The sequence below is a fragment of the Erythrobacter sp. genome (assembly GCF_024305245.1).
Classification (GTDB): Bacteria; Pseudomonadota; Alphaproteobacteria; order Sphingomonadales; family Sphingomonadaceae; genus Erythrobacter.
In genome coordinates this window covers 1-12811 of the sequence record NZ_JAMWYX010000011.1, presented here as the reverse complement: position 1 = coordinate 12811, position 12811 = coordinate 1, and the positions used below count along the sequence as shown (strand labels likewise).

The window sequence follows — 12811 nt, the reverse complement described above, 5'->3', positions numbered from 1 at the left end:
GGGCCGATTGCCAAGCGTTGGTTCGCTACGGGTGGCAATTCACAGCCGACAAGGTAAACGCTCTTGAAATTGTATACTCGCCTCCGACATAGCCATTTCGACACTGACGAAGGACAACAACCTCCCATGATCGACCTGCTCGGCAATTCCGGCGAAACCTACGGCACCCAGGGCCAGTTCACGCGCGACCCCTACACGGGCGCGCTGGTGCCGGTGGTGGTCGAACAGACCAGCCGGGGCGAACGCAGCTTCGACATCTTCAGCCGCCTGCTGCGCGAACGCATCGTGTTCGTCACCGGGCAGATCGAAGACGGCATGGCCAGCCTGGTGACGGCGCAGCTGCTGTTCCTCGAAAGCGAAAACCCGTCCAAGCCGATCAGCATGTACATCAACTCGCCCGGCGGCGTGGTGACCGCTGGTCTGCAGATCTACGACACGATGCAGTACATCAAGCCGCGCGTATCGACTGTCTGCATGGGGCAGGCCGCCAGCATGGGCAGCTTCCTGCTGGCCGCGGGCGAGCCGGGGATGCGGATTGCGCTGCCGAATGCGCGAATCATGGTGCACCAGCCGTCGGGCGGCGCGCGCGGGATGGCGTCGGATATCGAAATCCAGGCGCGCGAGATCCTGCGTATCCGCAGCCGCATGAACGACCTCTACGTGAAGTTCACCGGCCGCAGCCTCGAGGAAATCGAAAAGGCGATGGACCGCGACACCTTCCTCGAAGCCGAGGAAGCCAAGGCCTTCGGAATCGTGGACAAGGTCTTCGAAACGCGCCCGGAAAACGAAGAAACCGGGGATGAAAGCGGATCGGGCGGCGCGCCTGAATAAGCAGCGCGCCCTTGACCTGCCCCGGGCCGGGACAGCCACCGAAGCGCCGCCCATTTTCCGGCCTTTCATCGACGCTGGCACCATGCCGGCGGCATTAAATATCGCGCCATGTGTTGATTCATCTGGTGCCATGGATACATTTACCGAATCCGCACGCGGCATTGCTATGCTTTTGCGTGTGGATTTGAGGACACAGGAATGACCAAATTGAGCGGATCCGACAGCAAGAGCACCCTCTATTGCAGCTTCTGCGGGAAGTCGCAGCACGAGGTGCGCAAGCTTATCGCCGGCCCCACCGTGTTCATCTGCGATGAATGCGTCGAGCTGTGCAACGACATCATCCGCGAGGAAACCAAGGCAGGGATCGCCGGCAAGAAGGAAGGCGAGATCCCCACGCCGATGGATATCTTCACCACCCTGAACGATTACGTGATCGGTCAGGACCGGGCGAAGCGCGTGCTCTCGGTCGCGGTGCACAACCACTACAAGCGGCTGAAGCATTCGAGCAAATCGAGCGATGTCGAACTGGCCAAGTCCAACATCCTGCTGGTCGGCCCGACCGGTTCGGGCAAGACGCTGCTGGCGCAGACGCTGGCGCGCACCTTCGATGTGCCTTTCACCATGGCCGACGCGACCACGCTGACCGAAGCGGGTTATGTGGGCGAGGATGTGGAGAACATCATCCTCAAGCTGCTGCAGGCGTCCGACTACAATGTCGAGAAAGCCCAGCACGGCATCGTCTACATCGACGAGATCGACAAGATCACCCGCAAGGCCGAAAACCCCTCGATCACCCGCGACGTGAGCGGCGAGGGCGTGCAGCAGGCGCTGCTCAAGCTGATGGAAGGCACCACTGCCAGCGTGCCGCCGCAGGGCGGGCGCAAGCATCCGCAGCAGGAGTTTCTGCAGGTCGACACCACCAACATCCTGTTCATCTGCGGCGGCGCGTTCGCCGGGCTGGACAAGATCATCGGCGACCGTCTGCAGAAGCGCAGCATCGGCTTCGGCGCGCATGTCGCCGACCCGGACAAGCGCCGCGTGGGCGAACTGCTCGAAAAGAGCGAGCCTGAGGATCTGCTCAAGTTCGGTCTGATCCCCGAATTCGTCGGTCGTCTGCCGGTGATCGCCACGCTGCACGATCTCGATATTGCTGCGCTGGTGACGATCCTGAGCGAGCCGAAGAACGCGCTGGTCAAGCAGTACCGGAAGCTGTTCGAGCTGGAAGACGTGGAGCTGACCTTCACACCCGACGCGCTTCAGGCGATTGCCGAACGCGCGATCAAGCGCAAGACCGGCGCACGCGGCCTGCGCTCTATCGTCGAAGGCCTGCTGCTCGACACGATGTTCGACCTGCCCGACATGGACGGCGTGACCGAAATCGTGATCGACAAGGAAGTGGTCGAAGGCAAGAAAGAGCCGATCCGCGTGATCGGCGGCGAAGAGAAGAAGGAAGAGGCGGCGTAATCGCTTCGGAGCGACCTTCGCGCTTCCTTTTCGTCTGCGGCAAGAACCGGCTGCGAAGTCCTACAGCGGAGCATGTCTTCGCCGCCGTACCTGGTGTGGAAACACTCTCGGCGGGGATGAGCCGCGATGCGGACGAACACCTGACCGAAGAACAGGTTGCATGGGCCGACATCATATTCGTGATGGAGCGCGCGCATCGCCGCAAGCTGCAGACCAATTACCGTCTCGCGCTCAAGGACAAGCAGGTCGTGGTGCTCGGCATCCCTGACGAATACGGTTTCATGGATCCGCCGCTCGTAGCTCTACTTCATTCAAAAATGCGCCGTTGGCTCCCCAGATAGCAAAACCCCGCCCGGCCAATGGAGGTAGGCCGGACGGGGTCGGGATCAGCGCCGCCCCTCAGGGGGGAGGGGGATGGGGTATCAGGGCGACGCCAAAGGTTGGACGCTTGTGCGATCAGGCGGGCATGAACACGCCGTCGGTGACGTGAATCACGCCGTTCGAGGTCATGACGTCGGCCTTGACCACGGTGGTCTTGCCGCCCTTGGCATCGGTGATCACAACATTGCCGCCCTCAAGCATCGCGGTCAGCGTGCCTCCTGCAACAGTGGGGATCGTGGCTTTGCCGCCGTTATCGTTGATCAGCTTGATCAGGTCACCGGCGGTCACCTTGCCGGCGACGGCGTGATAGGTGAGGATCGATGTCAGCGTGCCCTTGTTTTCGGGCTTCACGAGCGTTTCCACGGTGCCGGCGGGCAGCTTGGCAAAAGCGGCGTCGGTCGGCGCAAACACGGTGAACGGGCCGGGGCTGGCGAGCGTATCGACCAGATCGGCGGCCTTCACGGCGGCGACCAGTGTGTTGTGCATGCCGGTGCCCATCGCGGTTTCGACGATGTTGGCTTCGGCCTTCATTTCCTTGTGATGATCGGCCAGCGCAGGTGCGGCGACCACGCCGGTGGTGGCGGCGAGCGCGGCGGCGATGATGGCGGTGAATTTGGTCGTGGGGGTCACAGTAGGGTTCTCCTTATGGGGAATATCTCGTCTGCAAGCCCCTCCCGCTTGCACAGCCAGCTACGGCCCGGCGGATGCGGCGGATGCGTGATAAATCGTCGGTACGGATGAAGCGCCGCATTGCTGCGGCGAAGCGAGATCGCGTCAGACGCGGGTAAAAGCGCCCTCGGCCACCACCGGCCCGGCGTCGATGCCTTCGGGCTTGCCGCCGATCGGCTCGCGGGTCAGCAGCACGCGCGCGCCGTCGTGCATCTGCGCAGCGATATCCTGCGGCAAGGTCATGCTGCGCACTTCGCCCGGCGCGACCACCCCGAGCGATCTTGCCGCGCTGCCATCATCGGACACCAGCCACAATTCGTGATCGTGCACGCCGTCAGCCGTCAGGCCGATGGCGGCGACCAGCATCCGTTCGCTTTCGGGAATATAGGTCACATCGAGCCGCAGCCCGGTGTCGCCGATCGGCACGGTCGCGATCATCGGCTCGGCGGCAGCGATCTGCGGGGGCGCTTCGCCCGGCGCATTGCCGGGGGCGAAGGCGAGCAGAGCCAGCGCGACCGCTGCAGCCGCCGAGCTGAGCCCGGCGATCCAGCGCCAGCGATGCAGCCGCGCCTTGAGTTCGATCACTTCGCTGCCAAGTGCCGATGGGTTGGCCACCGGGCCGCTGCCTGCGCCCTGTTGCCCGCCGACCCGTGCGGCGATGCCATCCCACACATGCGCGCCCGGTTCCGCCGCCCCGGCCATGTCGTCGGTCCAGGGGGCGAACCAGTTGTCCCACCATTCCTTGCGCCATGCAAAGTCGGGATCGGTCGCATATTTGCCGCGCGCAGCGAGCAGCTCCTCGCCCTCCAGCAGGCCCAGCGCCCATTCCGCCGCGATCATCGGATCATCGCGCGGCACGTCGTTTGGCCCCGCGTTTTCGGGGATGGTTTCGTCGGCGCCGCTCATGCCTTCTCACTCGCTTCGAGGCAGGCGCGCAGGCGTTGCAGCCCGCGGCGAATCCAGCTTTTCATCGTGCCCAGCGGCACATCCGCCTGTTCGGCCAGTTGGGCATAGGTCTGCCCGTCGAAGAACGCCGCCCGGATGTGGGTCTGCGTGCGTTCGTCCAGCCCGGCGATGCATTTGTGGATCTGCGCTGCCTGCTCCGCATCAACCAGCAGTGCGTCGGCAAGCGGGGATTCGTCGGGAAGCGGGGCGGCTTCCTCGATCCCGACCGATCCGCCGCGCACCTTGCCGGTGCGCAACCGATCAATCGCGCGATTGCGGGCAAAGGTCGCCAACCACGAAATCGGGCTAGCCCGCGCGGGATCATAGCGGTCGGCCCGCTGCCAGAGATTGATGTAGACGTCTTGCAAGGCGTCCTCGGCTTCCTTCCTGTCGCCCAATATACGCAAGGTAATGCCGAACAGCTTCACCCGCGTCATGCGATAGATTTCTTCGAGCGCCGCCTGATCGCCCGCGGCGAGGCGCGCCATGGCATCGCGCAGGGCATCGCGCGCTTCGGCGCTGGCAGGGCGGGGGCGCGCGGCCATCAGCAACCCTGCTCGCACAGGTGTTCGTCGCTTTCGATCTGGAGCGTGGCGTGATCCACCCCGAACCGTTCCCGCAGGCCCGCCGCGACATCGTGCAGGAAGCCGTCCGAGGCCGGGCGCACCGGCATCACCAGATGTGCGGTGAGCGCGGTTCCGGTGGTCGACATCGGCCAGACGTGAAGATCGTGTACGGCCGCCACGCCGTCCAGCCCGGCAAGGTGGCGGCGCACTTCGCCAAGGTCGATGCCTGCCGGGACAGCCAGCATCCCCATTGCCACGCTGTCGCGCGCCAGCCCCCAGGTGCTCCACGCGATCACCGCAACGATCACCAGACTGACCGCCGCATCGATCCATGCAAGGCCGGTCAGCAGGATCGCCACGCCCGCCAGCACCACGCCAAGCGACACCAGCGCATCGGCCACCATGTGGAGATAGGCTCCGCGGATATTGAGATCCTGTTGACCACGCACGAACAGCATGGCCGTCAACGCGTTGATCGCGATCCCGATCCCGGCAACCACGATCATCGCCATGCCCTGCGGTTCGGCGGGCTCCATCAGGCGGTTTACGGTCTCGAACAATATCGCCCCGATCGCGATCGCCAGCAGCAGCGCATTGGCCAGCGCGGCGAGGATGGTGGAGCTTTTGTAGCCATAGGTGAACCGGCCGGCAGGTGGCCGGCGCGCGGCAATCGCGGCGACCCATGCGAGCGCCAGCGCCAGCACGTCCGACAGGTTGTGCCCGGCATCGGCGACCAGCGCCATCGAACCGTAGATGAACCCGGCTGCCGCCTCGACCACGACAAACACGAGATTGAGTGTGATCCCGATCGCGAAGGCCCGCCCGAAATCGGCCGGCGCGTGGTGGTGCCCGTGCTGATGGCCGTGCTGATGGCCGTGGGGACCGCCATTGCCGGCGTGATCGTGATGATGATGGGCGTGCGCGTGGGCCATGCTGGGTCTAATTGTAGACGCAGGAATCGAGGCCGTCACGCCTGACGATGCCGATCCGGCGTTCGATGCTGTTGCCGTGGCGGGCCAGCCACCCGCCGGGGTTCTTGACGCTGCGTTTCTTGGGGCTGGGCAGGGCAGCGGCCATGCGGCTCGCTTCGTCGGCGGTCAGACGCGCGGCGGAATGGTTGAAATACCGCTGTGCTCCGGCCTCCGCGCCATAGGTGCCGATGCCGGTTTCGGCGACGTTGAGGTAAACCTCCATGATCCGCCGCTTGCTCCACAGCGCTTCGATCCAGAAGGTGAACCACGCCTCTACCCCTTTGCGGAACCACCCGCCGCCTTGCCACAGGAACACGTTCTTGGCGGTCTGCTGGCTGATCGTCGATCCGCCGCGTTGGCGCGTTCCTGCCAGCCGTTCCTCCAGCGCCTGCTCGATCGCTTCGGCGTCGAAACCGGAATGCTCGCAAAACCGCGAATCCTCCGCCGCGATCACTGCCGACACCAGATTGCGGTCGATATTGTCGAGGCTTTCCCAATCCTTGGTGATGCCGTTTTCATCCATCACCATGGTCGCGGTGACGGGGACGGGCAGCCATTTGAAGGCGACCACCAGCAGCACGGTGATGCCGACGAACCACAGGATGATCTTGCCGAAAATGCGGGCGATGCGAAGGGCCATGCGCGCAGCCTTAGCGAAGTCGTCGGCAGCGGGGAAGCATCGCTGCTTGCACCGCGGGCAAGGGCAGGGCTACCTGTGCGCAAAGCAACCAGGGGAGACTATCCGATGCGCCTGTTCCATGCCGCCGCCGCCAGCGCGGCCGTGCTTGCCGCCGCTATGTCCGCAAGCCCGGCCTGGGCCGAAGATGCCGAAACCGCGCGCGCGGTCGAAACGGATTACGACAGCTATCTCGCGCCGCTATTTACCCATTTCCATCAGAACCCGGAACTCTCGTTCCTCGAAAACGCCACCGCGGCGCGGATGGCTGCCGAACTGCGCGCCGTCGGGATGGACGTGACGACAGGGGTCGGCAAGACCGGCGTGGTCGGCATCATGAAGAACGGCGATGGCCCGCTGATCCTGCTGCGCGCCGATATGGACGGCTTGCCGGTGCAGGAGAAATCCGGGCTCGCCTATGCTTCCAAGGCGCTGCAGATCGGCGAGGACGGCAAGGAATATCCGGTGATGCACGCCTGCGGGCATGATGTGCACATCACCGCCATGGTCGGCACCGCGCGGCGGCTGGCGGCGATGAAGGACCAGTGGCGCGGCACGCTGATGTTCGTGGTCCAGCCCGCCGAAGAAGGCGTGCGCGGGGCCAAGGCGATGCTGGCCGACGGGCTGTACGAACGGTTCGGCAAGCCCGACCATGCGCTCGCGTTCCACGTTGCCGCCAATCTTGCGACCGGCAAGGTCTCGGCTGCGGAAGGCATCCAGTATTCCAGCTCGGACGCGGTCGATATCCGCGTGCCGGGGATCGGCACCCACGGCGCGTCGCCGCATCTGGGCAAGGACCCGGTCTATATCGCCGCGCAGATCGTCACCGCGCTGCAATCGATCGACAGCCGCGAAGTCGGTCCATTGGATCCGGTGGTGGTGACGGTCGGTTCGTTCCACGCCGGATCCAAGCACAACATCATCTCCGACGAGGCCAAGCTGCAGGTGACGGTGCGCGCCAATGACGAGACCGTCCGCGCGGCTGCTTTTGCGGCGATCGAGCGGCTCGCCGTCAATATCGGCAAGGCCCACGGCCTGCCCGACACGATGCCGGTCGAGGTCACCAAGGTTTCCGGCACGCCCGTCACCTACAACAACCCCGAACTTGCCCGGCGGCTCAACGCGGTGATGCAGCGCGAACTGGGCGAAGCAGCGGTGGTGCCGTTCGTGCAGCAGACCATGGGGGCAGAGGATTTCACCTATTTCGTGTCCGAGGAAACCGGCGTTCCGGGCTATTACTTCGCGGTCGGCGGGACCCCGCAGGCGGCGTTCGACGCGGCGGCGAACGGCGGCGCGGCGGTGGCGGGCCACCACTCCCCGCTGTTCAAGATCGCGCCCAAGGAGAGCGTGACGCTGGGCACGCGGGCGATGGTGGCGGCGGTGCTGGATCTGGCGCCGGCGGATTAATGCGCGACGGCGATGTTCCATAAATTTTTCACGTGAAACATTGCCGCTACAACATGAAAAAGGGCGCTACGATCACCCGCAGCGCCCTCTTTCGTCTTCGTTGAAGAACTCACCGGTTCGTCAAAGGCGAACCGCAAGGCCGGAGTCGGAGCCGAAGGCGCAGACGTGCAAAGTATACCTGCAAGGCCGCCCGCAGCGACGTGGCCTCTAGGCCGCGTGAGCGAGGAAGCGAGAGCGCGGACGCGCTCTCGCTCCAAACAAATTACGCGATCCCCGGCAGCAGCCGCTCACCCGCGATCCGCTGCATTGCCTTTTGCAGCTTTTCGAAAGCGCGCACTTCGATCTGGCGGATGCGTTCGCGGCTGACTTCGTAGACCTGCGACAATTCCTCCAGCGTCTGCGGCTTTTCGGTCAAGCGACGTTCGGTGAGAATGTGGCGTTCGCGTTCGTTGAGGCTGTCCATCGCTTCGGTCAGCATCTGGTGGCGCATCTGCGATTCCTCGGCGTCGGCGACCGTTTCGTCCTGCAGCGGGCGATCATCGGTCAGCCAGTCCTGCCATTCGCCCGAGCCTTCCTCGCCACCGCGCATCGGCGTGTTGAGCGAGCCGTCGCCGCCCATCATCATCCGGCGGTTCATGTTGACGACTTCCTGCTCCGGCACGCCCAGATCGGTCGCGATCTTGGTCAAGTCCGCGGGGCTGAGATCGGTGTCTTCGTAGGCTTCGAGCTGCTTTTTCATCCGGCGCAGGTTGAAGAACAGCTTCTTCTGCGCGGCGGTGGTGCCCATCTTCACGAGGCTCCACGACCGCAGGATGAATTCCTGGATCGACGCCTTGATCCACCACATCGCGTAGGTCGCGAGGCGGAAGCCGCGATCGGGTTCGAATTTCTTGACGCCCTGCATCAGGCCGACATTGCCTTCGGAAATGAGATCGGCGACCGGCAGGCCATAGCCGCGATATCCCATCGCGATCTTAGCGACGAGACGGAGGTGGCTCGTCACCAGCTGCGCGGCGGCCTCTGAATCCTCGTGTTCCTGATAGCGTTTGGCGAGCATGTATTCCTGCTCGGCGGTGAGAACCGGGAACTTCCTGATTTCCGACAGATAGCGGTTGAGGCTCTGCTCGCCGCTGAGGGCCGGGACCGAAGGGGTTTTTGCTTTGGGCACTTGTTTCCTAACCTTTCTGATGTCGACCGCTTGCACCGGACCCCTGATGGGCATCCGGCGAACTGGGCCACGTGGTTACATATACGCCAAAACCGGGCCGATGTATGCGCATTTCATCGATTAGAACGTCCCAGTTGGTCGATGAGTTCCGCCATGTCGGGGGGCAGATCGGCCGCTAATCGGAGCGTTTCGCCGCTTTTCGGGTGAACGAACCCCAATTCCGCTGCGTGCAGCGCCTGACGGGCGAAGCCGAGCGTATCGAGCAGCGGGCGGAGCGGTTTGGGGGTGCGTCCATAGACAGGGTCTCCCAATAGCGGATGACCGATTGACGCAAAGTGAACGCGGATCTGGTGGGTCCGCCCGGTTTCCAGGCGGCATTCGATCAGCGAAGCCTCATCCAGCCGTTGAGTCACCTTGTAATGGGTGATCGCGGTTTTCCCGCGTGAGGAATTGTTTGGCAGCACGGTCATTTTCTTTCGGTCGGCATCCGACCGCCCGACGCGCGCATCGATCGTCCCTGCAGCGGGCGAGGGGTGCCCGGCGCACACGGCGATGTAGCGGCGGTGAACTGTGTGTGCGGCGAACTGCACGGCGAGCCCTTCGTGCGCGGCATCGGATTTGGCGACCACCAGCAGCCCGGAGGTGTCCTTGTCGATGCGGTGGACGATGCCGGGGCGGGCGACGCCGTTGATCCCGGAGAGCCGCCCCCGGCAGTGGTGCAGCAGTGCATTGACCAGCGTTCCGGTGATATTGCCCACCGCCGGGTGGACCACCATGCCCGCCGGCTTGTCGATCACGATCAGGTGTTCGTCTTCGTAGGCGACCACCAGCGGAATGTCTTCGGGCGCAGCCTCGGCCGGCATGGCGGCGGAAACGATGATGCGAAACGGCGTGCCGGCTGCGACCTTCATCGAAGCCGCCGTGGCAGTCTTCCCCGCAACATCGACCCGCCCCTGATCGATCAACCCCTGCACACGCGAGCGGGTAAAGCCCGTCGCCTCGGCCAGCGCCTTGTCGATGCGGGCGGGAGCCGGGATGGTGCCGGTGATGATCTGTGGTTCGCTCACATCACGCCCCTAACCGTTCGCCCTGAGCTTGTCGAAGGGCCGTCTTTCACTTAGCTGTCTTCTATGTCGTTCTGGGCTTACATGCTCCATTGCCGGGGCGGCAAATTCTACACAGGTCATACCGATGATCTGGAACGGCGGATTGGCCAGCATTCGTCAGGTTTAGTGCCAGGCTTCACCAGAGACCGCTTGCCGGTTGAGTTGGTCTGGTCGCAGGAGTTTCCGACCCGGTATGAGGCCATTTCAGCCGAAATGCAGATCAAGGGCTGGTCACGGGCCAAAAAGCTCGCGTTGATCCGGGGCGATTGGGATGCGATCTCGCGGCTTGCCAAAAAGAAAAGCAGCCCTTCGACAAGCTCAGGGCGAACGGATCTGGAGGTGGTGGGGAAGGCCCATGCCGCGATGCTGGCCGCCGCCCGTGCGGCATTCCCGAATGAGGTCTGCGGGCTGCTATTGGGCGAGGACGCGCGCATCGACGAGGCTCGCGCCGCCGCCAATATCCACCCCGCGCCCGGCACCCATTTCGAGATCGATCCGCAGGCCCTGATCGACGCGCACCGGGCCGCGCGGGCGGGTGGGCCGCAGGTGATCGGCTATTTCCACTCGCATCCCACCGGCGAACCCGTTCCCAGCAGCACCGACCGCGCGATGGCAGCGGGTGACGGGCGGGTGTGGGCGATCATCGCTGCGGACGAAGTCATGTTCTGGCGGGATACGGGCGAAGGCTTTGCAGCGCTTTCCTACCTCGTCATCTGACCCTAAATCGTGCCGATGCCCATGCATCTTCTCTTCTTTTCCGCGCATTCTGTCGGCCCAGTGCAGGTGAGCGGTTGGCAAGGCGGGTTTTTTGGCCTTAGACAGTGTCTCATGTGTCTCCTACAAGGTTGGGCCATCCCCTTTCTATGACTTCGCAGACCGATCTTGCCGCGCTGCTGTGTTCGCGACTGTGCCACGACATGCTTTCGCCTGTCGGGGCGCTGGCCAACGGGCTGGAACTGCTCGCCGAGGAGCAGGACCCCGAAATGCGCGCGCGCTGCATGGAATTGCTCGAACAATCGGCGCGGGTCAGCACCGACAAGCTGAAGTTCTTCCGCCTCGCCTTCGGTGCGGCGGGCGGTTTCGGCGAAGCGATCCCGATCGAGGAAGCCAAGTCGGTGATCGATGCGCTCGCCGCCGGGGGCAAGCGGGTCGAGATCAACTGGGCGATCAACGATCCCAGCCTGCCCAAGCCTGCGGTCAAGGTGCTGCTCAACCTCGCGCAAATTGCATTGGATGCGCTGGTGCGCGGGGGCACGCTGGATATCGGAGCCGAGCGGCGCGACGGTGCGGTGGAGATCGTCGCACGCGCACGCGGTGACCGGATTGCCTTCGATGAAACCATCGGCCGCGCGTTGCAGGGCGATCTGGCGCAGGCCGAGATCACCAGCCGCACCGCCGCCGCACATATGATCGCGCTGGTGGCCGAGGAACTGGACGGCGGATTGCAATACAAGCTCGGGGAGGGGGTACTGGTGCTTGGCGCAGTATTACCCGAGCCCGATGGCTTGATCGGCTAGGGCCGGGTCGATGCTGGGGGGCATAGGACCGGGAGGCGACGAGGAGCTGGTTCACCGCGAGGTTCCCTCGCCAAACCACAATGAACGCGCTGCGCCGATCAGCATGGTGGTGCTGCACTACACCGAGATGAAGCCGGTCGAGACCGCGCTGGAACGGATGTGCGATCCCGAAGCCTCGGTCAGCGCGCATTACTGCATTACCGAAGAAGGCGAAGTGATCCGGCTGGTGCCCGAAGAGCGCCGCGCCTGGCACGCGGGCCAATCGTTCTGGCGCGGACTGCCGGATGTGAACTCGGCCAGCATCGGGATCGAGCTGGACCATCCCGGCCATGCGCTCGGCTACCGTTCGTTTGCCGAACCGCAAATCTCGGCGCTGATCCCGCTGCTGGCGCGAATCGTGCGGCAATACAACATCCCGCGCGCCAATGTGGTCGGCCATTCCTGCGTCGCGCCGATGCGCAAGATCGATCCGGGCGAACTGTTCCCGTGGGAGCGGCTGGCCGAATACAAGCTGTGCCTGCCGCGCCCCACCAGCCTGGCGGCGGGCGATCCGTTCCACAACGAACGCGTGTTCTTCCTCGCGCTCGAACGGTTCGGGTACGACATCACCGATCAGCGCAAGGCAGTCGAAGCATTCGAGCGGCGCTGGCGGCCCGAATGCATCACCGGTGTGGTCGACGGCGAGATCGCCGCGATCCTGTGGCAATTGCTGCTCGACCGCGATCAGGGACGGACGCGGTAAAGCGGGGCTTTCCTACGACCTGAACAGCGCCTATATCCCCGTGCATCAGGGGGCCTGAGGCAGCCGCGTGTATCCTTGCGAGAGCGGGGTGCGCGAGGAAAGTCCGGGCTCCACGAAACAAGGGTGGCGGGTAACGCCCGCCGGTCTCCCTTCGGGGAGGCAAGGGAAAGTGCCACAGAGAGCAAACCGCCGATGGCTCCTCGCAAGAGGCGCACAGGCAAGGGTGAAAGGGTGCGGTAAAAGCGCACCGGGGGGCTGGCAACAGCAACCGCATGGCAAACCCCACCCGGAGCAAGGCCGAATAGGGGCCGCGCGCTCGCCGCAAGGCGGGCAGGGGTGTTTCGCCCCGAGCAGGCCCGGGTTGGCTG

Annotated in this window: 15 protein-coding genes, 1 other RNA gene and 1 pseudogene; 10 read left to right on the top strand and 7 right to left on the bottom strand. The window is 64.3% G+C overall.

What is annotated here, in order from left to right; all coding sequences use genetic code 11:
* Nucleotides 1-126 precede the first annotated feature (126 nt).
* From Q0L48_RS13900 to Q0L48_RS13885, 4 genes are all read left to right on the top strand, one after another.
* Entirely contained in the window at nucleotides 127-831 is a 705-nt protein-coding gene (locus tag Q0L48_RS13900) for an ATP-dependent Clp protease proteolytic subunit (RefSeq protein WP_296721932.1), read from the top strand.
* Nucleotides 800-1033, top strand: coding sequence for a hypothetical protein (locus Q0L48_RS13895; protein WP_296722107.1), 234 nt, complete (start codon nucleotides 800-802; stop codon nucleotides 1031-1033). The genes Q0L48_RS13900 and Q0L48_RS13895 overlap by 32 nt, the downstream gene beginning before the upstream one ends.
* Complete coding sequence (clpX, locus tag Q0L48_RS13890; RefSeq protein ID WP_296721930.1) at nucleotides 1030-2295, top strand: ATP-dependent Clp protease ATP-binding subunit ClpX; 1266 nt, start codon at nucleotides 1030-1032, stop codon at nucleotides 2293-2295. Before Q0L48_RS13895 ends, clpX begins: the two co-directional genes overlap by 4 nt.
* 116 nt (nucleotides 2296-2411) lie before the next feature.
* Nucleotides 2412-2636 (top strand): hypothetical protein, encoded by a 225-nt coding sequence (locus Q0L48_RS13885; RefSeq protein ID WP_296721928.1) that lies wholly within the window; start codon nucleotides 2412-2414, stop codon nucleotides 2634-2636.
* 115 nt (nucleotides 2637-2751) lie between these two features.
* Here the strand turns inward: Q0L48_RS13885 and Q0L48_RS13880 are convergent, their stop codons facing one another.
* From Q0L48_RS13880 to mtgA, 5 genes are all read right to left on the bottom strand, one after another.
* Entirely contained in the window at nucleotides 2752-3306 is a 555-nt protein-coding gene (locus Q0L48_RS13880; protein ID WP_296721926.1) for a fasciclin domain-containing protein, read from the bottom strand.
* Nucleotides 3307-3450: 144 nt separating this feature from the next.
* Nucleotides 3451-4251, bottom strand: coding sequence for an anti-sigma factor (locus Q0L48_RS13875; RefSeq protein ID WP_296721924.1), 801 nt, complete (start codon nucleotides 4249-4251; stop codon nucleotides 3451-3453).
* Nucleotides 4248-4835, bottom strand: a complete 588-nt coding sequence (locus tag Q0L48_RS13870) for a sigma-70 family RNA polymerase sigma factor (RefSeq protein ID WP_296721922.1) — start codon at nucleotides 4833-4835, stop codon at nucleotides 4248-4250. The genes Q0L48_RS13875 and Q0L48_RS13870 overlap by 4 nt, the downstream gene beginning before the upstream one ends.
* The gene (locus Q0L48_RS13865) at nucleotides 4835-5788 is read right to left on the bottom strand and encodes a cation diffusion facilitator family transporter (protein WP_296721921.1); all 954 of its coding nucleotides are present in this window, start codon (nucleotides 5786-5788) and stop codon (nucleotides 4835-4837) included. Before Q0L48_RS13865 ends, Q0L48_RS13870 begins: the two co-directional genes overlap by 1 nt.
* A gap of 7 nt (nucleotides 5789-5795) precedes the next feature.
* On the bottom strand, nucleotides 5796-6467 hold the full coding sequence (gene mtgA / locus Q0L48_RS13860) for a monofunctional biosynthetic peptidoglycan transglycosylase (RefSeq protein WP_296721919.1): 672 nt from the start codon (nucleotides 6465-6467) through the stop codon (nucleotides 5796-5798).
* Between the two features lie 105 nt (nucleotides 6468-6572).
* Between mtgA and Q0L48_RS13855 the strand changes: the two genes are divergently transcribed.
* Nucleotides 6573-7910, top strand: coding sequence for a M20 family metallopeptidase (locus tag Q0L48_RS13855; protein ID WP_296721917.1), 1338 nt, complete (start codon nucleotides 6573-6575; stop codon nucleotides 7908-7910).
* A 262-nt stretch (nucleotides 7911-8172) separates the two neighbouring features.
* Here the strand turns inward: Q0L48_RS13855 and rpoH are convergent, their stop codons facing one another.
* Nucleotides 8173-9078, bottom strand: a complete 906-nt coding sequence (gene rpoH, locus Q0L48_RS13850) for an RNA polymerase sigma factor RpoH (RefSeq protein ID WP_296721915.1) — start codon at nucleotides 9076-9078, stop codon at nucleotides 8173-8175.
* A gap of 113 nt (nucleotides 9079-9191) precedes the next feature.
* Entirely contained in the window at nucleotides 9192-10145 is a 954-nt protein-coding gene (locus Q0L48_RS13845; protein WP_296721914.1) for an RluA family pseudouridine synthase, read from the bottom strand.
* A gap of 63 nt (nucleotides 10146-10208) precedes the next feature.
* Between Q0L48_RS13845 and Q0L48_RS13840 the strand changes: the two are divergent.
* The 5 genes and pseudogenes from Q0L48_RS13840 to rnpB all read left to right on the top strand — a co-directional run.
* Nucleotides 10209-10418, top strand: a pseudogene (locus Q0L48_RS13840) (GIY-YIG nuclease family protein); the annotation flags it as partial.
* 105 nt (nucleotides 10419-10523) lie between these two features.
* Nucleotides 10524-10901 (top strand): M67 family metallopeptidase, encoded by a 378-nt coding sequence (locus tag Q0L48_RS13835; protein ID WP_367274046.1) that lies wholly within the window; start codon nucleotides 10524-10526, stop codon nucleotides 10899-10901.
* A gap of 146 nt (nucleotides 10902-11047) precedes the next feature.
* Nucleotides 11048-11701: a histidine phosphotransferase family protein gene (locus Q0L48_RS13830; protein ID WP_296721912.1), complete on the top strand. Its 654-nt coding sequence runs from the start codon at nucleotides 11048-11050 to the stop codon at nucleotides 11699-11701.
* A gap of 10 nt (nucleotides 11702-11711) precedes the next feature.
* The gene (locus Q0L48_RS13825) at nucleotides 11712-12443 is read left to right on the top strand and encodes an N-acetylmuramoyl-L-alanine amidase (RefSeq protein ID WP_296721910.1); all 732 of its coding nucleotides are present in this window, start codon (nucleotides 11712-11714) and stop codon (nucleotides 12441-12443) included.
* Between the two features lie 47 nt (nucleotides 12444-12490).
* Nucleotides 12491-12811, top strand: an RNA gene (gene rnpB, locus Q0L48_RS13820) — RNase P RNA component class A; the annotation flags it as partial.

Coding starts and splice junctions, on each gene's coding strand:
- Q0L48_RS13825 (WP_296721910.1), top strand. CDS start 11,712: ATGCTGGGGGGCATAGGACCGGGAGGCGACGAGGAGCTGGTTCACCGC.
- Q0L48_RS13855 (WP_296721917.1), top strand. CDS start 6,573: ATGCGCCTGTTCCATGCCGCCGCCGCCAGCGCGGCCGTGCTTGCCGCC.
- Q0L48_RS13885 (WP_296721928.1), top strand. CDS start 2,412: ATGAGCCGCGATGCGGACGAACACCTGACCGAAGAACAGGTTGCATGG.
- Q0L48_RS13830 (WP_296721912.1), top strand. CDS start 11,048: ATGACTTCGCAGACCGATCTTGCCGCGCTGCTGTGTTCGCGACTGTGC.
- mtgA (WP_296721919.1), bottom strand. CDS start 6,467: ATGGCCCTTCGCATCGCCCGCATTTTCGGCAAGATCATCCTGTGGTTC.
- Q0L48_RS13865 (WP_296721921.1), bottom strand. CDS start 5,788: ATGGCCCACGCGCACGCCCATCATCATCACGATCACGCCGGCAATGGC.
- Q0L48_RS13875 (WP_296721924.1), bottom strand. CDS start 4,251: ATGAGCGGCGCCGACGAAACCATCCCCGAAAACGCGGGGCCAAACGAC.
- Q0L48_RS13895 (WP_296722107.1), top strand. CDS start 800: ATGAAAGCGGATCGGGCGGCGCGCCTGAATAAGCAGCGCGCCCTTGAC.
- Q0L48_RS13900 (WP_296721932.1), top strand. CDS start 127: ATGATCGACCTGCTCGGCAATTCCGGCGAAACCTACGGCACCCAGGGC.
- clpX (WP_296721930.1), top strand. CDS start 1,030: ATGACCAAATTGAGCGGATCCGACAGCAAGAGCACCCTCTATTGCAGC.
- Q0L48_RS13870 (WP_296721922.1), bottom strand. CDS start 4,835: ATGGCCGCGCGCCCCCGCCCTGCCAGCGCCGAAGCGCGCGATGCCCTG.